The organism is Polynucleobacter alcilacus (assembly GCF_018881545.1).
Classification (GTDB): domain Bacteria; phylum Pseudomonadota; class Gammaproteobacteria; order Burkholderiales; family Burkholderiaceae; genus Polynucleobacter; species Polynucleobacter alcilacus.
In genome coordinates, this window is record NZ_JACVQD010000001.1 from 1,134,232 (window position 1) to 1,159,170 (window position 24,939).

Genomic DNA, 24,939 nt, shown 5'->3' on the forward strand with positions numbered 1-24,939 from the left:
GCCCTGAAGTCTTTAAACTCCCACCATGACTCAATTAATTGTTGGCCTGGGCAACCCTGGAGAAGAGCACTTAGAAGACCGGCATAACGCTGGCTTTTGGTTTGTTGACGCCCTTGCAAAACAATTAAATGTTCGCTTTGAAACTGAAAAACGTTTTCTTGGAAAAGTAGCCAAAGCAAAATGGGGAGGTGACGATCTCTTTCTACTCAAGCCTACTACTTACATGAATCTCAGCGGTCAAGCTGTAGGCGCCTTATGCCGTTTTCACAAAATCACTCCAGAAAATATTCTGGTAGTTCAAGATGAGCTCGATCTGAAGCCCGGATCTGCCCGTATTAAATTGGGCGGGGGAACTGGCGGTCACAATGGACTTAAGGACATACAAGCCCACTTAGGTACTGCTGACTACTGGCGTCTTCGCTTAGGCATTGGACATCCTAGGGATATCGCGGGTGACGCGAGAGTAATGGATGTTGCTGATTATGTTTTGCGTAGGCCACTGCAGTCTGAGCAAAAACTCATAGAGGCTAGCATTAAAAATGGTTTAGAAATTCTGCCCCTGTTTTTGAAAGGCGCTACCCAAACAGCCATGTTGGAGTTGCACTCGAAGTCTTAAGCCGAGCCAGTCTTTTTGCTGGCTGTTAATAAATGATATTTGGCCATTAACTGATCTTGGGATTCGGTATGGTCAGGATTAAACGGAATGCAATCTACCGGACAGACTTGACGACATTGGGGCGCATCATAGTGCCCCACGCATTCAGTGCACTTATCTGGATTGATTTCATAAATCTCAATCCCCATGTAAATAGCATCATTGGGGCACTCTGGCTCACATACGTCACAGTTGATGCATTCGTCCGTAATCATTAAAGCCATAGCGGTACTTTCTGTCCCTACTCTTTTTTCTGGCTATTACTCGCCATCTTCTTCACTAACCATTTTTCAACCGACGGGAAGACAAACTTACTAACATCGCCACCCATTGAGGCGATCTCACGAACAAACGTTCCAGAGATAAATTGATATTGATCGGAAGGGGTTAGGAATAATGTTTCTACATCAGGTAAAAGATAGCGATTCATACCAGCCATCTGGAACTCATATTCAAAGTCAGAGACTGCACGCAGTCCTCGCACAATGACGCGGGCATTATGCTCACGCGCAAAATCTTTTAATAAGCCGTCAAAGCCTACAACTTTGACATTAGAGTAATGCCCAAGCACTTCTGTAGCAATGTCAATTCGCTCTTCTAGTGAGAAAAAGGGATGTTTACTGCGACTTGAGGCAATACCAACAATCAACTGCTCAAAAATACTTGATGCACGACGCACCAAATCCTCGTGACCACGAGTAAAGGGGTCAAATGTTCCTGGGTATACAGCGACAGTCATAAATCTCCTAAGGCTTTATCAGCTACAGGCAAGAGTTTAGTCCCTTCCAGATCGGAATAGACAGGCTTTTACCTGTCCCGCCTCTAAGTATTTTCCACAATGCCAGTCCGGTATTAGGGCTTCCACCTCCTGACGAGCACGATTTGCAGAAAATTCGACATAAATACCACCGCCCCGAGAGTCATCACAAACTCGACCTGCCTCAATGACAGCTCGATCCAATAACTCTGAATCTTGGAAAGGGGGGTCTATGAAAATTAAATTACTGGATTGATCTGCCTGTTGCTTTAAATATTCCAAACTATCCCTATGTAAGATTTCTACTTGACCTGAAACGGGGGATGATTGCAGCAAGGCAAAATTCTTAGTGAGACTAGCATAGACTTTTTTATCTTTTTCTAACAACACTACCCGAGATGCCCCACGAGAGGCTGCCTCAAAACCGAATGCGCCTGTGCCAGAAAATAAATCCAAGCAATCTAAATCTGTTAAATCCTGACCAAGCCAGTTAAATACAGTTTCCCGAATACGATCTGTTGTGGGACGTAATCCTGGCAAGTCGAGAACTGTTAATAGACGACTTCTCCAAACGCCGCCAATGATACGTACCCTTTTAGGCAGCTCTATTTTTTGACTTGGAGTAGCTTTACTGGCCATCGTTGTTATCAGCTTATTTTTTTGCGCCTAAGACCACAATTTGCATTCGATCCATTGCCAGATATTTTTGGAAAGCATTAGTGACTTGCTCTAAGCTAACTGCCTCAACTTGCTTGGTCCAAACGTCCATCGTATCGAGCGGTAGATCATTCCAAGCTATTGAAGAAACGTTATCAAGCAATTTACGATTGTTATCAATACGCAATGGATAACCATTCATCAAGTTGGATTTAGCAGCGATAAGCTCGGAAGTGGTCGGACCATCTGCAATAAATTTTGCAATCGTTGAACTCATCACCTCAAGCGCTAATACGGCCTGATCATTTTTGGTCTGTAGGCCAGCCTGAAAAATACCAGCATCTTTGCCTGGGACGAAGTAGCTAGAGACACTATAGGCTAGACCTCGTTTCTCACGCACCTCAGCCATTAGACGGGACACAAATCCGCCGCCGCCTAATATGTAATTGCCAACTAAAAGTGGAAAGTAATCCGGATTACTTCGAGTTACTGCCGTCATTCCCATTGCGATATGCGCTTGCTGAGAATCAAAAGGGATTTGAACCTCGCGTTGCATCAATGGCTCTACTACAGAGCGTTGTAGCTCAGGTAATTTTGAAATCGCTGGGCCAGATACAGGAACTTTTTGTAACAGGGTCTGAACGATTTCATTCGCTTGTACTCGATCAACATCACCAACAATGCTCACAATCATGCGATCACCACGATAAAACTGCTTATGAAATTGCTTTAAATCAACAGTATTAACCGTAGCAATGGATTTAGCACTGGGGGAATAAGCCAGAGGGTAATTGCCATAAACTGATTTTTTAAAACGGCGCTCTAAAACATACTCTGGCTTTGTTTCTGCTTCAAGTAAATTGGTAATCATTCTTTGTTTTTCACGCTCAACTATTTTTGGATCGTACGTGGGCGCACTCAACATTGCTGCCACCAACCTCACCGCCCTATCTCGCAAATCTTTTCTACTTAAACTACGAATACGCAAAGTCGCCCGCTCACCACTTACCGATAGTCCAATATTAGCGCCCAGATCAGCAATTTCATCGGCGATCTGAGCCTCGTTTAGGAGCCCTTCACTACCACGGGCGCCATAATTCATCAGGGCTGCAGTCATATCAGCCAGCCCACTTTTGCCAACGGGGTCATAACGATCCCCAGCATCAATACTCACTTCAATATCGACCATTGGTAGGGTTTTAGTTTGGACTAGATATGCCTTAGCCCCGTTGTATGAATCCAATTTTTCAATTGGCAAAATTGCATGGGCGCTATTGAAGACCCCAAAGCTGAGCAAGAAAATCCCAATAGTATTTTTGAGAGCATGCATTATTTGCTCTCCTTATTTGCTGTAGATTGACGGGCCTGCGGATCGAGTATGGCAATGGTTAGGCCTTCATCGATCAAATATTTCTTAGCGACGGACTGAACCTGCTCAGGAGTGATGGTCTGCATTTTCTGCAACATGTAGTCGATGTCTTTCCAGGAAAATCCAGCCATTTCTGTACTACCAATTTCCATTGCTTGGCCAAAAATAGAGTCACGCTTATAAATTTGATCGGAAAGAATGCGCACCTTAATACGCTTTAACTCAGACTCCAAAATCCCTTTTTGCTTTAGTTCTGCCAATGCTTTACGAATACTTACCTGAGCTTGTGCCACGGTTTTCCCTTTGGCCATGGTGGTGCTAATCAAAAATAACTCTGGGCCCCGAGAAATCATGTCGTAACCAACCCCAACATCATTTACTACCTTCTCTTGTTTCACGAGAGTGCGATTAAGGCGGGCATTATCATAGCCATCTAGCACTCCCGTGAGGAGCTCAAGAGCATATGGCTCAACATCATCAAGTTTCCCGGGCTCTAACTTTGGCACCTTCCAGCCCATCGTTAATTGCGCGTTATCTGCAGGAGCTTTTACCTGAATCTGCTTGATGCCTTTTTGTGGTGGCTCAATTTGTGGCTTACGTACTGGTAATTCATGAGCGTCTACAGCACCATAATATTTTTCCACTGTTTTCAGAACTTGTTTTGGATCTACATCGCCACTAATGACGACCGTTGCATTATTTGGTGCATACCAACTGCGATACCAGTCACGTGCATCGGCAGCTTTCATATTCTGTAAATCATTCATCCAACCGACCACTGGGTGACGATAGGGGGAGCTCATATAAGCAGTCGCCATGAATGCTTCATTTAATAAGCTGCTTGGATTGTCTTCGGTACGTAGGCGACGCTCTTCCATGACTACCTGGATTTCTTTTAAGAACTCAGCGTCATCAAAATTCAGATTGGACATCCGATCTGCTTCAAGCTGAATAACGGTGTCTAATTTAGATTTTTCAACTTGCTGAAAATATGCGGTGTAATCACGTGATGTAAAGGCATTCTCGCGCCCACCAACGGCAGCTACTAAGCGAGAAAACTCCCCCGTCTTAACCTTATTGGTACCTTTGAACATCATGTGTTCAAGTACATGGGCGACCCCAGTTTTGCCATTGACCTCATCCATCGAGCCAGCACGATACCAAACCATATGGGCTACTGTAGGGGCGCGATGATCCTCTCTCACGATTAATTTGAGTCCATTACTCAAGCGATATTCGTGAGTATCTGCAGAGTCTGTACCAGCCGCCCATGACAATGGGGCACATGCAAAGAGTAAAAAGGTAATTCGGAGTAAATTAGAACGCATCTGCTAAATCACCATATCCCAAGAATTAAATTGATAAGATGCAAGGTTTAAATTGTATCGATTATGTTCGGCTTAAGTAAAACCCTCGGATCCCTTTTCAAATCCAGCAAAATAGATGAAGCTTGGTTTGAGTCATTAGAAGAATCACTGATTCAAAGTGATGTGGGCCTTCCTACGACCGAACTGTTGATTAGTAAGCTGCGCAAAGCGGCTAAAACTGAAAAAGCCTCTAGCCCAGATGAACTTAAAACCCTATTGATTGATGAAGTCAGCGCTCTATTAAAAGTTTTAGAACCCTTCCCTAACCCCCTTTTTGAATCTCACAAAGCCTATATTCCAGAGGTATGGTTGGTTGTAGGGGTTAATGGAGCAGGCAAGACAACCACCATTGGTAAGCTTTGCAAGCTCTTTCAGTCTCAGGGTAAATCCGTCCTTTTGGCTGCAGGAGATACCTTCAGGGCTGCAGCGCGCAATCAACTACAAGAATGGGGTAGCCGCAATCAAGTTGACGTCATTTCTCAAGAAGGTGGTGATGCAGCCGCTGTTGCGCACGATGCGATCCATGCAGCAATCTCTCGTAAAAGCGATATTCTCATTATTGATACCGCTGGCCGTCTTGCAACCCAAGATCACCTTATGGAAGAACTCAAAAAGATTAAGCGCGTCATTGCTAAGGCCCTTATTGGGGCACCACACCACACCTTGTTAGTACTTGATGGCAATACAGGTCAAAATGGCTTAAGCCAAGTGAAGGCCTTCCATACGGCCTTGGGTCTTACTGGAATTATCGTTACCAAGCTTGATGGAACTGCTAAAGGGGGCGTGATCTGCGCCTTGGCACAAATCCTGCAAGCAGAGCCAAAGCCAGCTGTGTTGGCTCTTGGCAAAGGTGAAGGAATTGATGATTTAGCCCCCTTCACAGCAGGGCAATATTCCTCTGAATTATTTAATTAAATCAATAACTTATAGACCAATTAAGCGATTGGCACTCTCTTGACAAGAGTGCTAAAATAGATTTCTATTAATACTTTATATTTATAAAAAAATGGTTCAAAAGAAATCTGACAATCTGAATATGCAAAGACTGCCTGCTATGCAGACTGTGGCGGCGTCTGCATTTCCAATGTTGCCATCCTTAGGGGTTGGCACTCTTGATTCTTATATTGCTTACGTTAATCGCGTACCCATGCTGAGTGCTGCAGAAGAGTTACATCTTGCGCAGGAATTTCGTCGCTCTGAAAATGTCGATGCCGCTAAAACCTTAGTGCTCTCGCATTTGCGTCTCGTTGTTTCGGTTGCTCGTCAATATCTTGGCTACGGAATCCCGCACGCGGACTTAATTCAAGAAGGCAATATTGGCCTGATGAAAGCCGTTAAGCGCTATGACCCTAATAATGGTGCACGCTTGGTTTCCTATGCCATCCATTGGATCAAAGCAGAAATTCATGAATACATTCTCAAGAATTGGCGCTTGGTCAAAATGGCTACTACCAAAGCTCAGCGTAAGCTGTTCTTTAATTTGCGCAGTAATAAACCAACCTTAAGTGCCCTCACCCCAGGTGAAGTGGAAGCTTTAGCAAAAGCGCTTGATGTTAAAGGTTCTGACGTTAAAGAAATGGAAATGCGCCTCGCTGGCGGTGATATCGCACTCGAAGGCGATGACACAGATGACGATGCTGCATATGCACCAATTCAATGGCTTGCAGATAACAGTCAAGAACCCACAGAGCGTATTGCCGGCAATGAGGCTGACGCATTACAAGGCCCCAAGCTTGATCAAGCCCTGATGGCTTTAGACGAGCGTAGCCGCAATATTGTTCAATCACGTTGGTTGGCTATGGATGCCGATGGTAATGGTACAAAAACCTTGCATGATTTGGCTACCGAATATGGCATCTCTGCAGAGCGCGTCCGCCAAATTGAGACAGCAGCGCTCAAAAAAATGCGCGGGATGTTGCAAGCTGAAGCAGCCTAAGCAAGCTTTCGCCCACAGTAGTATTCCCTTACTTTAAAAGTTCTTTCAAGTCATGCGCCAAGGTCTCAGGACCTTGAGCATGTTTGATGTAAAGGCGTAAACGCCCCTCAGGATCAAACGCATAGCTTCCTGCAGTGTGATCTATGGTGTATGAGCCTGGACTATTTCCTGGCACCTTTTTGTAATAAATCTTGAAATCTTTGGTGACTTTTTCTAGGGCGGCATCATCTGCGGGACGAAGGCCTAAGAAACGGGGATCAAATGCAGGCACATACTGCTTCAGAATAGCGTCTGTATCTCGTGCTGGATCTACTGTCACAAAGAGCACTTGCACTTTATCTGCTTGAGGCCCCAACAGGGTCATGACTTGCTGCATTTCAGTCAAGGTAGTTGGGCAAACATCTGGGCACTGGGTATAGCCGAAGAACATCAGCACTACTTTCCCCTTAAAGTCCGCAAGCGTTCTAACCTTACCATCTGGATCGAGCAAACTAAAGTCTTTACCAAAGGCTGTGCTACCAGTGATGTCAATATTCTTAAACTCGGGCTTTGGACTGCAAGCTGCCAAAATCATCAACAGTGCAACAACACAGCTAGTACGGAATAAATTTAGATTCATCTTAAAGATAGTAGTGATCTATTAACAGTGCCGCAAAGAGCAATGACAAATAGGTAATTGAAAAACGAAAGGTTTTCTTAGCCAAGGCATCGCTATAGGAAATAAATAAAGCAATGGCATAGCCCAAAAATATTAAGCCGAGCACGATGGCTGAGACCAGATACACGATGCCACTCATGCCATATAGATAGGGAAGCATCGTTGCGGCAATCAAGATCAATGTATACAACAAAATATTCAGCAAGGTAAATCGCTCACCGTGTGTTACGGGTAGCATTGGCAAACCAGATTGCACATAATCATCGCGGCGGTATAAAGCCAGGGCCCAAAAATGGGGCGGCGTCCAAACAAAAATAATTAGCACTAAAAGCCAAGCTTCCGCAGACAGGGTATTGGTAACGGCTGCCCAACCAAGCGCTGGAGGCATTGCACCTGATAAGCCGCCAATCACAATGTTCTGGGGGGTTGCTGGTTTTAATAACCAGGTATAAATCACTGCATAACCCACAAAGGTAGCTAAGGTTAACCACATCGTCAGTGGGTTACAGAAATTCCACAACACAATCATCCCCAGTGAACCAATGATGATTGAAAAAACAATAATGTGAAAGGGCGCCACTTCGCCTGTAGCTGAAGGACGCCATGCAGTGCGTTTCATTTTTGCATCAACAGCCTGTTCAATCAAACAATTGACTGCAAACGCCGCGCCCGCTAAGAGCCAAATTCCCACAATGCCACCCAAAAGTACTGGGTAAGGAACCATGCCAGGGGTTGCCAAGAACATTCCAATCACAGCACAAAAAACGGCAAGCTGAGTCACTCTCGGTTTAGTTAAAACCCAGTATTGGCGCCAACGTGGCATTGCTGCTGGCGGAGAGGGTTGGGGTGTGCTCATAACTTTGTCATCTTCTGTTGAATGGATGCGCCCCAAGATGCCCAATAACTCATTCTGACTAAACAGAATACTAGAGCGGCTGAGCCGGCGGTGTGCAGTAAAGCGGCTAATAAAGGCCACTGAAACACGACATTTGATATCCCGGTAACAACTTGCAGTAAGAGTATCGCCAGCAAAAGTTTTGCCAAGCGTCCAAGATCAGATAAGGCTGGCGTTGTTAATTGCAAAGCCTTCAAGCCCAATGCCCCCAAGACAAGCAAAACCACAAGCGCAAATAGACGATGCGCCCAATGAATCGTTTGTAAAGCAACTGGAGAAATAAATTCACCTTGAGCATTCAGGCCCAATTGGCGCCACAGGCTGAAACCCTCAGCCCAATTGGTTTCTGGCCACAGGCTTCCTAAGCAGGTTGGGAAGTCTGGACAAGCCAATACAGCGTAGTTCGTACTTACCCAGGCGCCTAAAAAGATCTGTATCGAAAGAACAATAAAAGCGGTGAGTAGCAAGCCCGCAGGGAGTGGGCGAATGCGTAATGTATGCGAACTCGTGGAACCCCCTTCCCAAGTGTGTTGAGCATATGTAGTAAGGCAGGCCAATAAAATCAAAGCCAACATTAAATGCATGGTCACAATAATCGGCTGCAATTTGAGCGTAACAGTCCAAGCACCAAATGCGCCTTGAATACACACCAATAAGAGGAGACCTAAACTACCAAACAAGGGAGTCTTACCTAAGGACTTCAGTTTGCTAAAAGCCATTCCAACTTGAACTAAAATTAAAGCCCCCACCGTCATAGCTAAGTAGCGGTGAATCATTTCAATCCATGCTTTTATAACTGTGACGGGGCCCGTCGGCAAGGCGCTCTCAGCCTGCTGGATTTCTCCAAGGGCATGAAAGGGATTGGATGTCCCATAGCAACCAGGCCAATCTGGACAACCAAGTCCTGAGTCAGTCAGACGGGTAAATGCCCCAAACACAATCAAGTCAAAAGTCATAAAGACTAGAACCCAATTGAGTTTTTGAAAAAAACTATAACCCGGCCTTGTCCACAGATAAGCCAAGGGCAGACCCGCAAATACGATTGCGATTGCAGCTAACTCTAGAAACAAAACAAAATTGGGCATTACAAATTTTCGCCCTTGTGATTCAGCTTCAAGAGTCTTTCTAAATCTTTCTTCATACTTGAAAACTCTTTAGGAGAATTCGTGACCGGGAAATACATCATCTTGGCTGGACTAGGGTCAATCAATTGAATCTGCTGACCTGCGCCCTCTTTATTAAGCCAGCCTTCAAAGCCAGCTCTGAGTTGAGGATCTGTGGGCAATGAAATCACTTTCATGCCAGCAGACTGCTCGTCATAGACCTTAAGCACTTCTGGATCAACGGGCTTGCCATCCGTATTGACCCAAACCAGCTGAACACGCTTATTCTCTCTACCCATAGCCACTCTTGTCTGACGCATTAAAAATAAAGCCTCAATACACTTTTCATCTTTAATCTGGCACTCACCTGCTGGACGCGCAATCAGCAACGTCCACTTACCCTGCATAGGAATATCTAGCCAGGCAGTGTTCCATTCTTGGGCTGGATACACTAAGATGCCGAAGTTCGTTTTGCCGCCTTCAGGCTTAATGACGTAATAGGCTAAGTAAGAAGCAATGACTGGTGCAGCACAGGCAAGCATAAGCAATAGCATTTGAATGCGGCCACGCCGGGTCCGCGCAATGATTGCAGAAGTATCTGTCTGCGAAGCAGGTATTAATAATTCTTTATCACTCACCCTTGATCCCCATTCACAACACCCCTACGCCAATATTGTCGTAAGCCGCTAATTAACCAAAATAAAAATCCAGAGAAAGCTAAAGCAAACCACTGGAATGCATAAGCATAATGGCGATCGACCCCATTTGTCAGGGGCGCCCACTCACGTAATAAACCATCGTCAATACCCGCTTCAACTTCCCGCAAGATAAAGGGGCTTTGCGACCAGCTATGGATCTTTGCTTCTATCCCTAAATTAAAGTTTTGTTCAATGCGGGGTTTGCCAGTGTCAACTGCAGGCGTGCTATCACCCAATTCATACACCTTACCAGGATGGGGAAATACAATGCCCTCAATATTGACCACACTAGCTGGTGTTTTAACCGGCGGCAAAGCTTCTCGATTTTCAGTATTGCGAGGGGCCCAACCTCGATTGACCCATAACATCTCATCGCGTCCCTCGAGCCTAAAGGGCATCATGAGATAAAAGCCTGACTGCGAAACAGCACTTGCCGCCGGAGGGATCGGTCTTGGCCGGTTATCCAACCAAACGGCTGCCTCTGGGATGAACTGTCCGCGAGCATTCATACGACGTTCTCTCGCATCTTCTAAGCTTACAGGGCCAGCATTGGCATTCAAAATGGGCATTTGTTGGCGGGCCAATAAATTAGCAGCCAAAGCAATTTTGGTTTCAGCCCTATTGAGTTGCCAGACTCCAGCAACACAGCCAATGGCAATGACCAGCAAGGCTGATACAGTAGCAACTATGCGCTTAGTAATGAGGGCAGAAAAGAGATTATTCAAGTTAAGGATTTGAGATGAAGTGGATTATTCCGATTGTCCTACTAATGATTGTTGGAAGCCTAGGCTCAGCACTGTATTACATGATGAAAGATCGGGGCAATAGCTCCAGAATGGTCCGCTCGCTGATGCTGCGCATTGGCCTATCACTTGCGCTATTCCTGGGGATCCTGCTTGCTTACTACTTTGGCCTCATTGAGGCAACTGGTATCAAAGTAGGCAGAAACTAAAGCTAGGTAAAAAAACCCTAACTCAAAACGAATCGGGGCTTACGCCCCGATTTTTTCCTCTGCTTACATCCAGTAGACAGCGATGTATAGGCCTAACCAGACAACGTCGACAAAATGCCAGTACCAAGCAGCGCCTTCAAAAGCGAAGTGGTGTTTAGCAGTAAAGTCGCCACGAATCATCCGGCGCAGAACAATCGCTAACATAGTGCCCCCAAGGAATACGTGGAAACCATGGAAACCAGTCAACATGAAAAAAGTTGAGCCGTAGATACCAGAGGTTAATTTCAAGTTCAACTCATGGTAAGCATGGTAATACTCGTAAGCCTGGAACCCTAAGAAGATAAAGCCTAAACCAACCGTTGCAGCCAAGAAAATGATAGCTTTCTTCATGTGGTTTTCGACTAGAGCATGATGCGAGATGGTGATCGTTACACCTGAACTCAACAATAAGAAAGTGTTCAAGGTAGGAATCGGCCAAGGACCCATGGTAGTGAATTTTTCAACCAAGCCGGCAGGACCATCATTCGGCCAAACAGCCTGGAAATTAGGCCAGATCAACTTACTCTCAACATCACCCATCCAAGGCATCGCAATATTACGCGCATAAAACAAGGCTGAAAAGAATGCAGCAAAGAACATGATTTCAGAAAAGATAAACCAAGCCATTGACCAACGGTAAGAGACATCAACGTTAACGCCATACTTACCGGCATTGGATTCAGAAATCGTGTCTCCAAACCAGTGATAGAGAACGAATAATATCCAGGCTACGCCTACTAGGCTCAGAGGACCGCCCCAAGAGGCGTGGTTAACCCAGCCGGACATACCGAAGCCAAATGCAATTAAGCCAATCGCTGCCATGGCTGGGTGCCTAGATAGCGCAGGGACAAAATAGTATGGGGTTGAATTGGATGACATCTTATTCTCTCTATTCAATCAATAAATAATCAATGGGACACAACTGCTTTCACTATCAACAGCAGAACGGCCATAAAAATCAAGGCCCCAAGAACACCTGCAATGATAATGTGCACAAAACTGAGTGAAGCTACATCTTCCTGTAAACCTGCTTTTTTACGCACACCTAAGAAGCCCCACATCACGGCTTTCATAGACTGCATAAAACTACTTTTCTTTTTCATGAAGCTAGCTTCGATTTAGGGGCAGGCGGTGTACCGCCCAATCCCAACTCGAAGAAGGTATATGACAAAGTAATTGTCTTCACATCATCAGGCAAGCCTGCATCAATTACAAACACTACCGGCATCTTCTTCATTTCATTTGCTGCTAGCGTTTGTTCCTGAAAACAAAAGCACTCTAACTTAGTAAAAAACTCCGTTGCGCTTTTTGGCGCATAACTCGGTATTGCTTGAGCCCGCACTACACGACCGAGATTGTTCGTTACTTCATACACAATTTCGGTCATCTCTCCAGGGTGAACTTCTAAGAAGTTCTTTACTGGTTTAAAAGTAAATGGCCCACGACTATTCGAATCAAACTCAATAGTGACTGTGCGCGCATAGTTCACTTGAGTATTACCGACCTTATTAGGACTAAAGGCTCTGACACCATAATCATTCTTACTAGTCACTACATTAATTCCAGTGACCTCACACAAGGCCTTATACATTGGAACTAGAGCGTAACCAAAACCAAACATCATCACAGCCGCAATTAAGAGCTTTAATAAAATCTGACGATTTAGCGTTTGAGTAGTAACCATCACAATTAGAGGGATTAACCTAACATACCTCGTTTAATCAGAATGCCAATAAAAAAGACTACTACTACACTCAAAAGAATAAAACCCATCCTGCGATTATTCGCAGCAAGGGCCTGTTTCTCTGAAGAATTAAATTCCGGCTTCACGCATTTGCTCTGGACTTGGCGGGGTTTCAAAAGTGTGGTGTGGCGCTGGTGAAGGGATTGTCCACTCCAAACCTTTTGCCCCATCCCAGGGCTTCATCGATGCTTTGACGCCTTGACCACGATAGGCAGGCAGCACAACAAAGAACAAGAAATACACTTGTGATAAACCAAAGCCCAAAGCACCAATTGAAGCAATCGCATTAAAGTCAGCGAATTGGGTTGGATAGTCTGCATAGCGACGTGGCATACCTGCTAGGCCCAAGAAGTGCATTGGGAAGAAGGTCAAGTTAAAGAAAATCATGGAAGTCCAAAAATGGATCTTGCCGCGAGTTTCATTAGCCATATAGCCAGTCCACTTTGGACACCAGTAGTAAAAGCCAGCGAACATCGCAAATAATGAGCCCGCTACCAATACATAGTGGAAGTGAGCAACCACATAATAAGTATCTTGAACGCCGATATCAATTGGCGCCAATGCCAAGATCAAACCCGTAAAGCCACCCATTGTAAATACGAAGATGAAACCAATAGCCCACAACATTGGAGTTTCAAAGGTCATCGACCCTTTCCACATAGTGGCAACCCAGTTAAAAATCTTCACGCCAGTTGGTACCGCAATCAACATCGTTGCGTACATGAAAAATAACTGCCCAGTGACAGGCATACCAGTAGCAAACATATGGTGAGCCCATACGATAAATGACAAGATCGCAATTGATGCGGTTGCATAAACCATGGAGCTATAACCAAACAATGTTTTTCTGGAAAAGGTTGGGATGATCTCACTGACGATTCCAAATGCTGGAAGAATCATGATGTAAACCTCAGGGTGGCCAAAGAACCAGAAAATATGCTGGAACATCACTGGGTCACCGCCACCAACAGCAGAGAAGAATGAGGTACCGAAGTGACGGTCGGTTAACACCATCGTAATTGCGCCGGCCAATACAGGCATCACGGCAATCAATAAATAAGCAGTAATTAACCAAGTCCAGCAGAACATGGGCATCTTCATCAGAGTTAAACCAGGCGCGCGCATATTCAAAATGGTCACGATGATATTGATCGAACCCATGATCGAGGAAGCACCCAATAAATGGAGGGCAAAAATAGCCATATCCATTCCGGGGCCCATCTGCGAACTCAGCGGAGCATAGATTGTCCAACCGCCTGCAGGTGCTCCGCCAGGAACTAGGAATGAGCTCAATAACAAAGTAGCAGCCACCGGCAGAATCCAGAAGCTGAAGTTATTCATACGTGCAAAAGCCATATCTGATGCGCCGATTTGCAAAGGCACCATCCAGTTAGCAAAACCAACGAAGGCTGGCATGATTGCACCGAACACCATCACCAAACCGTGCATGGTAGTTAATTGATTGAAGAATTCTGGGCGCAAGAATTGCAAACCCGGTTGGAATAATTCCAAGCGAATTCCCAAAGCCATCACGCCGCCAGCCAATAAGCTAATAAACGAGAAGATCAAATACATCGTGCCGATGTCTTTGTGATTGGTGGCAAACAACCAACGACGCCAACCGTGTGGCGTGTGATCATCATGCGCATGATCGTGTGCGTGATCGTGATCGTGGGTAGTAGAGACTGTGCTCATGGAATACTCCGGTTTCGTTTTATCTATATTAGTTAATCTGAATTACTTGCCGCCGCGCGCAGTAATAATTTCTTGGGTCTGAATTACCTCACCTGATTTATTACCCCAGGAGTTACGGGTATAAGTAATAACAGCAGCGATATCACCATCAGAAATTACGCCAGCCCATTTCGGCATTGCATTTTTACCGTTAAGCAAAATATTGTATTGACCGTCTTTAGGGCCATTGACCACTTTGCTACCGTCAAGAGCTGGAAATGCACCCGCACCCTTACCATTTGCCTGGTGACAAGCCGCACAATTTGCAGCATACACTTTTGCGCCACGCTCTTTTTGCTCATCCAAGGTATACACCTTTGAAGGATCATCGCCAGCGGCGCCCATTTCTTTTTTCTTCTGTGCAACCCAAGCCGTGTAGTCTTCTTGTGAAACAACGTTCACAACAATCGGCATAAATGCATGCTCTGCACCACACAACTCTGAGCATTGACCACGGAAAGTACCAATCTTGTCGGCCCTAAACCAAGTGTCACGCACAAATCCTGGAATCGCATCTTGCTTAACGCCGAATGCTGGAATTGTCCAAGCATGTATCACGTCGTTAGCAGTAGTAATCAAGCGAATTTTTTTGCCAACTGGCACAACCATTTCATTGTCCACTTCCATCAAATAGGTATTTGATTTTGGTGCCAAATTATTGATGGCTTCACGTGAAGTAGAGAGAGTCGACAAAAAGCTAATTCCTTCGCCCTCCCCCTTAATGTAGTCATAACCCCATTTCCACTGGTAACCAGTGGTCTTAATGGTGATATCTGAATTGGTTGTATCTTTCATTGCCACAACAGTCTTGGTTGCAGGCAACGCCATACCGATGACGATTAAAAGCGGAATCACTGTCCAAATAATCTCAACAGTGGTGCTCTCATGAAACGAAGCAGATTTGTGACCCAATGATTTGCGATGTTTCAAGATGGAGTAGAACATCACCCCAAAAACCCCAATAAAGATCAATGCACAAATGACCAACATCATCCAATGTAGCCAGTGGATTTCTTGCATGATTTTGGTTGCTGGGGCTGTAAAGTTCAGCTGATTTACAGCTGGGCCACCAGGCATATTTTCACTTGCGTGCGCTAAAGCAGTACCAAAGGCTGCTACTAAATAGAGCGAAGCCCTAGTGACTTTTCCAAATAAATTCATCTTATTCTCTGTTTATTGTCGCGGGCAAAGTGCCAAAAAGCGCCACTAAATGCCCAAAATGCGGTATCAAGCCAATTCATCCAGCGCTAATTATAGGGTTAATTGAGCTTAAGAACAAACAGCGATGACCCAGCGTAGTCCAATCTTGATCTAGGTTTAAATGATAGTAAGTACTTACACTTAAGCAGAATCTCACCTAGTCTTGCGTCCAATTTGATTTATGTCAATGTAGGCGACATTGTCCTGTACCTTAGCTAGGTGTTTTCCGATAGCCCAAGCATGCCCATAAACCACCTCTAAGGTCATTTTTTGTGGCAAAACGCCACTTTTCGGCATTTCAACAAGGGGGTCTTGAAGCAATTTCAAAGCCCCTGCATCAATCAGTAAAAGCTGGTCAGAATCGTATTCGAGATGCAGACATTCCATATCCATTACTGGATCTGAAAATCGTTCTCCCAACAAGGCGTCGCCCATATCGTGCATGTCCCAAGGACTCAACAAGTTTTTAAACTGGAGCACTCCTGGTTCAAGGACGCGTAACTCTTTAGCGGTGTCGGGCCCCAAATAACTAAAAGTGAGCAAACCACCCTCCCGCAGAACACGCCAACACTCTTTGAGGAAATGCTGCGGATCGGGTAAGTCCTGCATCATTAAGTCGCTAAAAACCAAACCTACAGAATTATCAGGAAGATCAAATCGGCCTTTTGATTGATAAGTTGCAAAGGCACTTGAATTACTACTAAACAAAGATCGCCAATTACTTATCGCCTTAGAGCGCCACATTGCAAAAGCAGAAATACCTTCCTCAGAAACGCTAAAAATAGTTGCCCTGGGATAGCGCTTTGCAAAGCTTAGTAAATGCTTTCCAGGAAAATCTGGAACAAGCAGAATATCCTTAACATCTAATTTAACAATATCGAGTTTTTGCAACATACGGTCTGCAATTTCATCTTGTAACCATCTGATCTGCTGGGTCATTGGCTCAGTATACTCAGCGTCCCATGCGATTTCTAGAGAAGATTTTTCAATGCATTAGTGAGTATGCGTTGCCAACAGCTTGCATCATTTGCGAACATCATCAAAAAGCTGCTGTATGCAATAACTGCTTGCAATCCCTGTATGAGAACGCGCTATTTAATTATGAATGTTGCCGTCAATGCGGCATCTCACTTGACGCATCAGAAATAGAAGAGCAGCACTGCAAGCAGTGCATAGCAAATTCTCCCTATTTTGATGCAAGCTATTGTCTTGATCGCTACGAAGGTTCCTTACAAGATGCTTTACATCAGCTGAAATATCAAAAACGTCTTGCCTATGCCGATGGACTCGCAAAAGTGTGGAATGCGATTTTTGTGCAGCAATTGCCAGATGAGAAAGCAACTTATCTCCTTCCTGTTCCACTGAGCCCTGAAAAGTTAGCCTTACGCGGGTTTAATCAAAGCTGGGAAATCGCTAGAAGGATTGACTCTGGTTCGCAGATTAAAAAAATGCCTTACACATTAAAGCGCCAACACTTTTCAGGGCAACAAGCTGGAAGCAAGCGCACTGACAGAAGCTTATCAATACAAGAGATGTTTTACGTGGAAGAACGGCATCTTGAACTTCTTCAGGGTCATTCCATCATCGTTTTTGATGATGTCATGACTAGTGGAGCGACCCTGAATGAAATTGCTCGCGTTCTGAAGGACAATGGAGTCAAGAGAGTGACAAATTGGGTGCTACTCAGAACCTCAAAGCCTTTATAAAGAAATTAAATCAAGAACAGAGTATGTTTAATATTGTCTTATTCGAACCAGAAATTCCGCCCAATACTGGAAATATCATCCGCTTATGCGCAAACACAGGGGCGAAATTACATTTAATTGAGCCTTTGGGATTTCCAATGGAAGACGCCAAACTAAAAAGGGCTGGTCTTGACTATCACGAATTCGCTAGCGTAAAAGTACACACTAGTTGGGCACAGTTTTTAAAAGATGAGCAACCCGATCCAAAGCATCTTTTTGCTTTAACAACTAAAGGAAGTGGAAAATTTCATGAGAGCAAATATGCTCCAAATGATTACTTTGTTTTTGGCTCAGAAACCAAAGGCATTACTGATGAGGTACGTAATTCAATTCCACCAAAAAATCAAATGCGTTTAGTAATGCAAGATAGTAGTCGTAGTCTGAATCTATCCAATACAGTAGCGATTGTGGTGTATGAAGCCTGGCGCCAAAATGGGCTTATTGGCGGTAATTAAAAATAAGCGAAAGAAAATTAAGCTTCTATTTTTGGGTCGCGGCTCATCAGTTTTTTAAGGGCATCTTGCGCGGTAAGCTTGTTAGATAAGACTTCACCCATCATCACGGTAATCGGCATCTCCACCCCCAGGCGCTTTGCTAAATCAGCAACCGCTGCGGCGCAAAGAACGCCCTCTGCAACATGGCCTAAACCAGCCAAAATCTCATTCAATGACTTTCCAGCGGCTAGCTCAAGCCCAACGCGGCGATTACGAGACAGATCACCGGTAGCAGTCAAGATCAAATCTCCAACACCAGTCAAACCCATGCAAGTTTCAGATCTACCGCCAGCAGCCTTAACCAAACGCATCATTTCAGCCAAACCTCTGGTCAGAACAGCTGCACGTGCATTCAAACCTAAATCTAGGCCATCACCAATGCCTGCGGCAATTGCTAAAACATTCTTAATGGCTCCACCTAGCTCAACACCAATTAAGTCATCGCTTGAGTAGACGCGCATATTTCCATGATGAAATGCGGCTTGCACAATTTCGCATAACTGGCTTGAGGTGCTAGCAACAGTTAATGCGCAGGGCATTCCGGCCCCTACCTCACGCGCAAAACTAGGGCCCGATAAAGCGCCGTAAGCATGCTGGATACCATGACTATGCAAGGCATGTTCACGCGCAACCACTTGATGGGGCAACAAAGCCGTCGTAGGTTCCAAACCCTTGCATAACCAAATAATATTTAGAGGGTGTTCGGCAAGCTTTAACACTTGAGTGGTTGTTTCTGCAAGACCTGACATTGGGGTTGCAATCACTAAGAGATCATTACTAGAGAGTCTGTTGATCGCCTTAGAAAAATGACTTTCTAATGTGAGATTTTTGGGTAATCGAATGTCAGGAAGATAGAGTTTATTTTGGCCAGACTTCTCGATCTCTAGTAATTGCTCGGCACTTCGAGACCACAAACAAACATCACCTTCTTGCAGAAAGCGAGCCGCCTGAGCGGCCATCGCTGTTCCCCAAGCGCCAGCACCAAGCAGGGTCACTTTCATGATCTGTAGGCCCGCTCCTGAAGCTTAATGCGGCAGGATGATCTTGCTTTCATCTGTAGGGCTAGCTTCCATGGCAGATGCCTGTTGAGCCTGTATTAAGCGCTGCTCATACATGCCGTGGAAGTTGATTTCATTCAAATGGATTGGCTGGAATCCAGCGCGACTAATAATGTCGGCGACATTAGATCGCAAGTAGGGATACAAAATGGTTGGACAGGCGATCCCGAGCATGGGATCGATTTGCTCAGGAGGGATATTACTGAACTCAAAAATACCCGCTTGCTTCGCTTCAACCAAAAAGAGTACCTTAGCTTCAACTTTCGCAGTCACCGTCGAACTTAAGGCTACTTCAAATATACCGTCACTCAAGGGAGTAACTGAAATATCCACTTCAACTTCAACTTGAGGCTCAGATGCAACCAACAGTATTTGCGGTGCATTAGGCTGCTCAAGTGAAGCGTCCTTTAAATAAATGCGCTGGATCCGAAATCCGGGTCCTGTTGAGTTATCGACCCCTTCTTGAGGGGCGGTAGACTGTTCAATCATTACTATCTTTCTGTAAATGTTAATACTTCAAGCTAATAAAGGATCGAGATTGCCTGCTCGATCCAAGGCTACTAAATCATCATATCCGCCCACATGTGTCTCGCCAATATAAATCTGCGGAACAGTACGACGACCCGTACGGGACATCATTGCTTCACGCTGAACTGGGTCTCGGTCTATAAGGATTTTTTCTAAGTTGTTGACGCCTTTTTTAAGCAACAGCTTTTCAGCCATCACACAATATGGGCAAACTTGGGTGCTATACATCGTGACTTGGGGCATAAATTCTCTTATTTAACTAATGGGAGGGCTGCATCTTTCCATGCCTGCACTCCACCATCTAAGCTACCAACCTCAACAAAACCCAATTTTTGCACTTCAGCAACTGCCTTACGGGACTGTGCACCTGTTTCACACACTAGTACGACTGGGTTCTTGCGGTCTAGCTTGAGCTTTTCAATCGCTGCAGTCAATGCGGTTGCACTAATCGATTTAGCCCCCGGCAAGCGGCCCGCCTTGAATATCTCTTCTGGACGTAAATCTAAAACATAGGCTTTACGTCGATTTATCCAAATGGTGGCTTCGGTAGGTGATAAGCCTTTCCCGCCAATTAGCGTAGATAATGTAGGAAGGAAAAGCGCTGAGCCGGAAACTAACAGTAAGGCAATAAGCGCTAAATTATCGATTTGAGTGAGAAAGTTCATCCCGGGATTATAGAATGGCTCTATGAAACAACTTGTCCTAATTCGTCATGGCGAATCCACCTGGAACCTAGAAAACCGCTTCACTGGCTGGGCAGACATTGACTTAACCCCTAAAGGCGCTGAACAGGCTCTAACTGCTGGTGAAAACCTCAAAAAAGCAGGCTATGAATTTGATGTGGCGTATACCTCTGTTTTAAGACGGGCCATTCGCACTCTTTGGCATGTTCAGGACGCCATGGATTTAATGTGGCTTCCCGTAGTCCACAGTTGGAGATTAAATGAACGTCATTACGGGGCGCTAACTGGTCTCAATAAAGCAGAAACAGCCGAAAAATATGGGGACGCACAAGTGCATATTTGGCGCCGTTCTTATGATGTACGCCCACCCTTGCTTGAGCACGACGATGAGCGCAATCCAAAAAATGAGCAGCGCTATGCAAAACTCAGCACTTCTGAAATTCCCCTGGGCGAATGCCTTAAAGATAACGTAGAGCGGGTACTGCCACTGTGGAATGAGTCGATTGCACCAGCCCTCAAAGCTGGGAAGCGCGTTTTATTGGTTGCGCACGGTAACAGTATTCGCTCATTAATTAAGTATTTAGATCAAATGTCTGATGAAGCAATTATGGAAGTCAATGTTCCTAACGGAGTACCCCTTGTTTATGAGCTCGATGACAATCTTAAACCGATTCAACACTTTTACTTAGACTAGGGTAAAAAGAAACATGCGCCATTTTTTAAAGAACTTTGCCCTTATCGCGATTGGTCTGATTGCAGGGGTAGCCGCCACCATTCAGCTTTCAGCTACTGCCCAGCAAGGCTCTCAGCAGCTACCGCTAGAAGAACTTCGCACCCTTTCAAACGTCTTTGCCCAAATCAAACGCGAATACGTTGAGCCGATTGAAGATAAACAGCTATTGACTGATGCTGTTAAAGGGATGGTTAGCAGTCTTGATCCACACTCCACGTTTTTGGATAAAAAAGATTTTGCAGAAATGCAAGAGCAAACCTCAGGAAAATTTGCTGGTCTTGGCATTGAGATTACTTCTGAAGATGGCGTTGTCAAAGTTCTCAATCCAATTGAAGATAGTCCTGCTGCAAGAGCAGGATTGCAGGCAGGAGACTTAATTACTCGCTTAGACGATAAGCCTGTACGTGGAATGTCGCTTGATAAAGCAGTGCGTACGATGCGTGGTACACCAGGTACTAAAATTACCCTGACCGTCTATCGCAAGAGTGAAGAGCGTAGCTTTCCAGTAACCATTACTCGCGCTGAAATTAAAGTGCAATCTGTTAAAGCCAAAATTTTAGATAAGGATATTGCCTGGGTTCGCGTAACCAGCTTTCAAGAGCGTACCGTTCCTGATCTTGCCAAGAAGTTAACTGAGCTTGCTAATCAAGATCCTAAACTCAAGGGTATTATTCTGGACCTTCGCAATAATGGTGGTGGCCTTTTACAGGGTGCTGTTGGCGTTGCGGCGGCGTTCTTACCGCCGGATGCTGTAATTGTCTCCACCAAAGGTCAATCTCCAGACTCTAAGCAAGTCTTCAATGCCACACCAGCAATGTACCGCCTGAGCGAACCAGGAGACCCCTTAGCTGGAGTACCCGAGATTTTCAAAAAACTACCAATGGTAGTTTTGGTAAATGCCTACTCCGCATCTGCCTCCGAAATTGTGGCTGGGGCACTGCAGGATTACAAGCGGGCAACTATTATTGGCAAAACTACTTTTGGCAAGGGGTCCGTGCAAACGGTTCGCCCACTCACCAATGACTCTGCATTAAAAATTACTACCGCCTACTACTACACACCCAGCGGAAAATCGATTCAGGCATACGGTGTTAAGCCAGATATTCCTGTAGATCAAAACAAAGATGGCGATCCGGATGACGTATTAATTACCCGTGAAATCGATAGTGAGAAACATCTACGCAATAAACAATCTGCCGAAGACAAGTTGATTAAGGATCGCGAGCAGCGTCGACTTGAAGAGTTACAACGCATTGAAGAGAAAAATGCGAAGAAGACTCCTGAAGAGAAAGAAAAAGATAAGAATAAGAAGCCACCTGAACTTGGTAGTGCAGATGACTTTATGCTTTCTCAAGCTGTGGCCTTTATTAACGGCCAGCCAGTGAAGCGCTCTTCATCCAAGCTTGAGTAATCCATTTTCAGCCAGCACATGAATGATGAGCAGCTACTCCGTTACTCAAGGCACTTGCTCCTTGAAGAAATTGATGTAGCAGGCCAAGAAAAGCTTTTACATTCGCATGTGTTGGTAATTGGGGCCGGTGGACTAGGCAGTGCGGCTGCGCCTTATTTAGCGGCTGCCGGTGTTGGAAATATTACTCTGCTTGATCACGATCAAGTTGAACTCACCAATCTCCAACGCCAAATCATGCACACTGAAAACAGTGTCGGCAAAAGCAAAGTCGGCTCAGGCAAACAGTTTCTAGAGCAACTCAACTCTTACGTTCATATTGAAACTATCCAAGCTAAGGCAACAACATCCTTGCTAGATGAGCTGCTACCGAGTGTTGATGTTGTGTTGGATTGCACTGATAACTTTTCAACGCGCCACTTGATTAATGCCAGTTGTGTAAGGTACAAAATTCCATTAGTTTCTGGTTCGGCTCTCCGCTTTGATGGTCAGCTTAGCGTGTTTGATCCACGTAAGGCTTCATCACCATGTTATGCATGCATCTTTTCTCCTGACGAGCAATTTGAAGAGGTAAGCTGCTCCTCAATGGGGATCTTTTCGCCGCTCGTGGGAATTATTGGCACAATGCAAGCCGCTCAAGCCTTGCAAGTATTAATTGGTTTTGGAGAGCCTTTAGTGGGACGCATGCTACTTTGGAATGCTTGCACTACTCAAATTGATGAATTCAAAATTTCCCGCAATTCGGAGTGTCCGGTTTGTGGCAAAGCCCACTAAGCCAGTAAACGCTCGAGCGCCTTCGCCTGGGCTTCAGGCTCATAAGCCTTAAGCACCCTTGGAAAACGGGCTTTTAACATTCCCACATTCGCCTTCAAAATCTCACGTTTGACTAGTAATAACTGGCTAAAGTGCATCGAGAAATCCGTTAGACCCATCGCAAGCAGAAGCTTAGTTAATGAAGGGTCGCCAGCCATTTCGCCGCAGACTGCTATCGGTACATTAGCGCGTTTTGCTTGATCAATGATACTTGCCAGTAAATGCAAAATGGCTGGATGCAAAGGATCGTATAAATGTGCGACCGCATGATCGGCACGATCAATCGCTAAGGTGTACTGAATTAAATCATTGGTACCAATTGAGAGAAAATCAAAGCGGTTTATGAATAGGGGTAGAACTAAAGCAGCCGCCGGGATTTCAATCATGGCGCCCACCTGGATACTAGGATTAAATGGCTGACCGCGTTGATGGAGTTGTTGCTTCGCTTTTTCTATTAAGCGGAAAGTTTCATCAATTTCTTTTGCGTGAGCCAACATCGGAATCATGATGCGAGCTTGACCAAATGCAGAGGCTCGCAATATTGCTCTTAATTGGGTCAAAAAGATTTCAGGTTCAGTTAAGGACCAACGAATCGCCCGCAAACCCAATGGTGAAGTCCCTGTTTGTGAAACATCCATACTGCTAGAGCCCAAGGCCTTATCGGCACCAACGTCAATTGTTCTAATATTGACAGGCAGGCCATGCAAGAGATCAACTACACGTCGATATTCTTGAAATTGCTGCTCTTCATCGGGCAATGCCTGATTACGATTCATAAATAAAAATTCGGACCGAAACAGGCCTACTCCTACAGCCCCGAGTTTTACCGCTTGTATTGCATCCTCGGGTAATTCGATATTGGCAAACAAATCAATATCAATCCGGTCAAGGGTTTCGGTTTTGGTATGCTTAAGCTGTTGAAGCTTGCGCCCCTCCTTTAAGGCTAGGCCTTGTAACTTACGATACTCCGCAAGTAATTGCGCATCCGGAGCCACCACTACAACGCCACGCTCGCCATCCAAAACCAACCAATCACCATGGCGGATCATCTCACTGGCATGACGAACACCCACTATGGCTGGAATTTCCATACTACGAGCAACAATTGCAGTATGAGAAGTCTTACCGCCTAGATCAGTTACAAATCCAGTGAATGCGGACTCCTTAAATCGCAACATGTCAAGTGGAGCAATATCGTGCGCCACAATAATAGATTCAACACCAAGTTCACTTGGGGACAGTAAATCTGCAGCAGTCAGAGAGTCCTTTTTCTGCGCATTTAAAGCCTTAATCACCCGTTCAGCTACTTGACGGATATCATTAGCGCGCTCTTTGAGATAGATATCCTCAATCTCGGCAAACTGCTCTAATAAATCATTTAACTCTGTGGTTAAGGCCCAAGCGGCATTCATACGCTGAGTACGAATTAGTTTCATCGGCTTCTCTGCTAAGGCAGGATCAGCGAGGATCATGCCATGTACGTCCAAGAATGCAGCCATCTCTTGCGGTGCATCTTTTGGCAAGCCTTGACGCAATTGATTGAGCTCTAAACGAACTTGCTCGAAGGCATCTAAAAGCTTCTGCACTTCAACCTCTTCTTTACCGGACTCAACTAAGTAATGACTAACTTCTAGAGCTGCACGTGAGATCAGTACCGCCTTGCCAATAGCAATGCCTTTTGATACCGAAATTCCGTGCAATGCAAAAGTCATT

General features: G+C 45.1%; 31 protein-coding genes. 9 read left to right on the forward strand and 22 right to left on the reverse strand.

Annotated elements, in window-relative coordinates:
• Positions 1–25: 25 nt before the first annotated feature.
• Positions 26–616 (forward strand): aminoacyl-tRNA hydrolase, encoded by a 591-nt coding sequence (gene pth, locus ICN45_RS05750; RefSeq protein WP_216174335.1) that lies wholly within the window; start codon positions 26–28, stop codon positions 614–616.
• Here pth and ICN45_RS05755 read toward each other — a convergent pair.
• Genes ICN45_RS05755 through ICN45_RS05775 form a run of 5 tightly spaced genes read right to left on the reverse strand, consistent with a single transcriptional unit; the run spans position 613 to position 4,766 of the window.
• Positions 613–879: a YfhL family 4Fe-4S dicluster ferredoxin gene (locus ICN45_RS05755; RefSeq protein ID WP_216174338.1), complete on the reverse strand. Its 267-nt coding sequence runs from the start codon at positions 877–879 to the stop codon at positions 613–615. The genes pth and ICN45_RS05755 overlap by 4 nt on opposite strands.
• Positions 880–896: 17 nt before the next feature.
• The gene (gene coaD / locus ICN45_RS05760; RefSeq protein ID WP_216174341.1) at positions 897–1,394 is read right to left on the reverse strand and encodes a pantetheine-phosphate adenylyltransferase; all 498 of its coding nucleotides are present in this window, start codon (positions 1,392–1,394) and stop codon (positions 897–899) included.
• A 36-nt stretch (positions 1,395–1,430) separates the two neighbouring features.
• Positions 1,431–2,051, reverse strand: coding sequence for a 16S rRNA (guanine(966)-N(2))-methyltransferase RsmD (gene rsmD, locus ICN45_RS05765; RefSeq protein WP_216861717.1), 621 nt, complete (start codon positions 2,049–2,051; stop codon positions 1,431–1,433).
• A gap of 13 nt (positions 2,052–2,064) precedes the next feature.
• Entirely contained in the window at positions 2,065–3,399 is a 1,335-nt protein-coding gene (locus ICN45_RS05770; RefSeq protein ID WP_216174344.1) for a M16 family metallopeptidase, read from the reverse strand.
• The gene (locus ICN45_RS05775) at positions 3,399–4,766 is read right to left on the reverse strand and encodes a M16 family metallopeptidase (protein WP_216174347.1); all 1,368 of its coding nucleotides are present in this window, start codon (positions 4,764–4,766) and stop codon (positions 3,399–3,401) included. The genes ICN45_RS05770 and ICN45_RS05775 overlap by 1 nt, the downstream gene beginning before the upstream one ends.
• A 63-nt stretch (positions 4,767–4,829) precedes the next feature.
• Here ICN45_RS05775 and ftsY point away from each other — a divergent pair, with 63 nt between their 5' ends.
• Together ftsY and rpoH are read left to right on the forward strand one after the other, a co-directional pair.
• Positions 4,830–5,720, forward strand: coding sequence for a signal recognition particle-docking protein FtsY (gene ftsY / locus ICN45_RS05780; RefSeq protein WP_216174350.1), 891 nt, complete (start codon positions 4,830–4,832; stop codon positions 5,718–5,720).
• A gap of 91 nt (positions 5,721–5,811) precedes the next feature.
• Entirely contained in the window at positions 5,812–6,741 is a 930-nt protein-coding gene (rpoH, locus tag ICN45_RS05785; protein WP_439650780.1) for an RNA polymerase sigma factor RpoH, read from the forward strand.
• 28 nt (positions 6,742–6,769) lie between these two features.
• Here rpoH and ICN45_RS05790 read toward each other — a convergent pair whose 3' ends face one another.
• Genes ICN45_RS05790 through ICN45_RS05810 form a run of 5 tightly spaced genes read right to left on the reverse strand, consistent with a single transcriptional unit; the run spans position 6,770 to position 10,820 of the window.
• Positions 6,770–7,360 (reverse strand): SCO family protein, encoded by a 591-nt coding sequence (locus tag ICN45_RS05790; protein ID WP_216174353.1) that lies wholly within the window; start codon positions 7,358–7,360, stop codon positions 6,770–6,772.
• A gap of 1 nt (position 7,361) precedes the next feature.
• On the reverse strand, positions 7,362–8,255 hold the full coding sequence (cyoE, locus tag ICN45_RS05795) for a heme o synthase (RefSeq protein ID WP_216174356.1): 894 nt from the start codon (positions 8,253–8,255) through the stop codon (positions 7,362–7,364).
• Positions 8,252–9,379, reverse strand: a complete 1,128-nt coding sequence (locus ICN45_RS05800) for a COX15/CtaA family protein (RefSeq protein WP_216174358.1) — start codon at positions 9,377–9,379, stop codon at positions 8,252–8,254. Before ICN45_RS05800 ends, cyoE begins: the two co-directional genes overlap by 4 nt.
• The gene (locus ICN45_RS05805; protein ID WP_216174360.1) at positions 9,379–10,035 is read right to left on the reverse strand and encodes a redox-active disulfide-containing membrane protein; all 657 of its coding nucleotides are present in this window, start codon (positions 10,033–10,035) and stop codon (positions 9,379–9,381) included. The genes ICN45_RS05800 and ICN45_RS05805 overlap by 1 nt, the downstream gene beginning before the upstream one ends.
• The gene (locus ICN45_RS05810) at positions 10,032–10,820 is read right to left on the reverse strand and encodes an SURF1 family protein (RefSeq protein ID WP_255531105.1); all 789 of its coding nucleotides are present in this window, start codon (positions 10,818–10,820) and stop codon (positions 10,032–10,034) included. Before ICN45_RS05810 ends, ICN45_RS05805 begins: the two co-directional genes overlap by 4 nt.
• 14 nt (positions 10,821–10,834) lie before the next feature.
• Between ICN45_RS05810 and ICN45_RS05815 the strand changes: the two genes are divergently transcribed.
• Positions 10,835–11,047: a twin transmembrane helix small protein gene (locus tag ICN45_RS05815; protein ID WP_216174363.1), complete on the forward strand. Its 213-nt coding sequence runs from the start codon at positions 10,835–10,837 to the stop codon at positions 11,045–11,047.
• A gap of 63 nt (positions 11,048–11,110) precedes the next feature.
• Here the strand turns inward: ICN45_RS05815 and ICN45_RS05820 are convergent, their stop codons facing one another.
• The 7 genes from ICN45_RS05820 to ICN45_RS05850 form a co-directional block, all read right to left on the reverse strand.
• Complete coding sequence (locus tag ICN45_RS05820) at positions 11,111–11,965, reverse strand: cytochrome c oxidase subunit 3 (protein WP_216174366.1); 855 nt, start codon at positions 11,963–11,965, stop codon at positions 11,111–11,113.
• Between the two features lie 29 nt (positions 11,966–11,994).
• On the reverse strand, positions 11,995–12,168 hold the full coding sequence (locus ICN45_RS05825; RefSeq protein ID WP_439650781.1) for a DUF2970 domain-containing protein: 174 nt from the start codon (positions 12,166–12,168) through the stop codon (positions 11,995–11,997).
• Positions 12,169–12,185: 17 nt separating this feature from the next.
• Positions 12,186–12,770, reverse strand: a complete 585-nt coding sequence (locus ICN45_RS05830; RefSeq protein ID WP_216174371.1) for a cytochrome c oxidase assembly protein — start codon at positions 12,768–12,770, stop codon at positions 12,186–12,188.
• Between the two features lie 14 nt (positions 12,771–12,784).
• Complete coding sequence (locus ICN45_RS10510) at positions 12,785–13,000, reverse strand: cytochrome oxidase small assembly protein (RefSeq protein WP_369411465.1); 216 nt, start codon at positions 12,998–13,000, stop codon at positions 12,785–12,787.
• Positions 12,900–14,525, reverse strand: coding sequence for a cytochrome c oxidase subunit I (gene ctaD, locus ICN45_RS05840; protein WP_216174377.1), 1,626 nt, complete (start codon positions 14,523–14,525; stop codon positions 12,900–12,902). The genes ICN45_RS10510 and ctaD overlap by 101 nt, the downstream gene beginning before the upstream one ends.
• 42 nt (positions 14,526–14,567) lie before the next feature.
• Entirely contained in the window at positions 14,568–15,725 is a 1,158-nt protein-coding gene (gene coxB / locus ICN45_RS05845; protein ID WP_216174380.1) for a cytochrome c oxidase subunit II, read from the reverse strand.
• A gap of 192 nt (positions 15,726–15,917) precedes the next feature.
• On the reverse strand, positions 15,918–16,703 hold the full coding sequence (locus ICN45_RS05850; protein ID WP_216174383.1) for a class I SAM-dependent methyltransferase: 786 nt from the start codon (positions 16,701–16,703) through the stop codon (positions 15,918–15,920).
• A 23-nt stretch (positions 16,704–16,726) separates the two neighbouring features.
• On the opposite strand from ICN45_RS05850, the gene ICN45_RS05855 reads away from it, so the two are divergent.
• Positions 16,727–17,470 carry a ComF family protein gene (locus ICN45_RS05855; RefSeq protein ID WP_216174386.1) on the forward strand — a complete coding sequence of 248 codons (744 nt, stop codon included), beginning with the start codon at positions 16,727–16,729 and terminating at the stop codon, positions 17,468–17,470.
• Between the two features lie 23 nt (positions 17,471–17,493).
• Positions 17,494–17,964 (forward strand): tRNA (uridine(34)/cytosine(34)/5-carboxymethylaminomethyluridine(34)-2'-O)-methyltransferase TrmL, encoded by a 471-nt coding sequence (gene trmL / locus ICN45_RS05860; protein WP_216174389.1) that lies wholly within the window; start codon positions 17,494–17,496, stop codon positions 17,962–17,964.
• 17 nt (positions 17,965–17,981) lie between these two features.
• Here the strand turns inward: trmL and ICN45_RS05865 are convergent, their stop codons facing one another.
• From ICN45_RS05865 to ICN45_RS05880, 4 genes are read right to left on the reverse strand one after another with little or no spacing between them, the layout of a single operon-like run.
• Positions 17,982–19,004: an NAD(P)H-dependent glycerol-3-phosphate dehydrogenase gene (locus ICN45_RS05865; protein ID WP_216174392.1), complete on the reverse strand. Its 1,023-nt coding sequence runs from the start codon at positions 19,002–19,004 to the stop codon at positions 17,982–17,984.
• A 24-nt stretch (positions 19,005–19,028) separates the two neighbouring features.
• Positions 19,029–19,550 (reverse strand): protein-export chaperone SecB, encoded by a 522-nt coding sequence (gene secB, locus ICN45_RS05870; RefSeq protein ID WP_216174394.1) that lies wholly within the window; start codon positions 19,548–19,550, stop codon positions 19,029–19,031.
• A 27-nt stretch (positions 19,551–19,577) separates the two neighbouring features.
• Complete coding sequence (gene grxC, locus ICN45_RS05875) at positions 19,578–19,832, reverse strand: glutaredoxin 3 (RefSeq protein ID WP_216174397.1); 255 nt, start codon at positions 19,830–19,832, stop codon at positions 19,578–19,580.
• A gap of 8 nt (positions 19,833–19,840) precedes the next feature.
• Positions 19,841–20,254: a rhodanese-like domain-containing protein gene (locus tag ICN45_RS05880; protein WP_216174400.1), complete on the reverse strand. Its 414-nt coding sequence runs from the start codon at positions 20,252–20,254 to the stop codon at positions 19,841–19,843.
• A gap of 22 nt (positions 20,255–20,276) precedes the next feature.
• Between ICN45_RS05880 and gpmA the strand changes: the two genes are divergently transcribed.
• The 3 genes from gpmA to ICN45_RS05895 are packed head-to-tail and all read left to right on the forward strand — an operon-like array spanning position 20,277 to position 23,187.
• The gene (gene gpmA / locus ICN45_RS05885) at positions 20,277–20,966 is read left to right on the forward strand and encodes a 2,3-diphosphoglycerate-dependent phosphoglycerate mutase (RefSeq protein WP_216174402.1); all 690 of its coding nucleotides are present in this window, start codon (positions 20,277–20,279) and stop codon (positions 20,964–20,966) included.
• A gap of 13 nt (positions 20,967–20,979) precedes the next feature.
• Positions 20,980–22,416 (forward strand): S41 family peptidase, encoded by a 1,437-nt coding sequence (locus ICN45_RS05890; RefSeq protein ID WP_216174406.1) that lies wholly within the window; start codon positions 20,980–20,982, stop codon positions 22,414–22,416.
• A gap of 18 nt (positions 22,417–22,434) precedes the next feature.
• Positions 22,435–23,187: a HesA/MoeB/ThiF family protein gene (locus ICN45_RS05895; RefSeq protein ID WP_216174409.1), complete on the forward strand. Its 753-nt coding sequence runs from the start codon at positions 22,435–22,437 to the stop codon at positions 23,185–23,187.
• On the opposite strand, the gene ptsP is transcribed toward ICN45_RS05895, so the two are convergent.
• Entirely contained in the window at positions 23,184–24,938 is a 1,755-nt protein-coding gene (ptsP, locus tag ICN45_RS05900; protein WP_216174412.1) for a phosphoenolpyruvate--protein phosphotransferase, read from the reverse strand. The two genes, ICN45_RS05895 and ptsP, sit on opposite strands and share 4 nt — an antisense overlap.
• Between the last annotated feature and the right edge of the window lies 1 nt (position 24,939).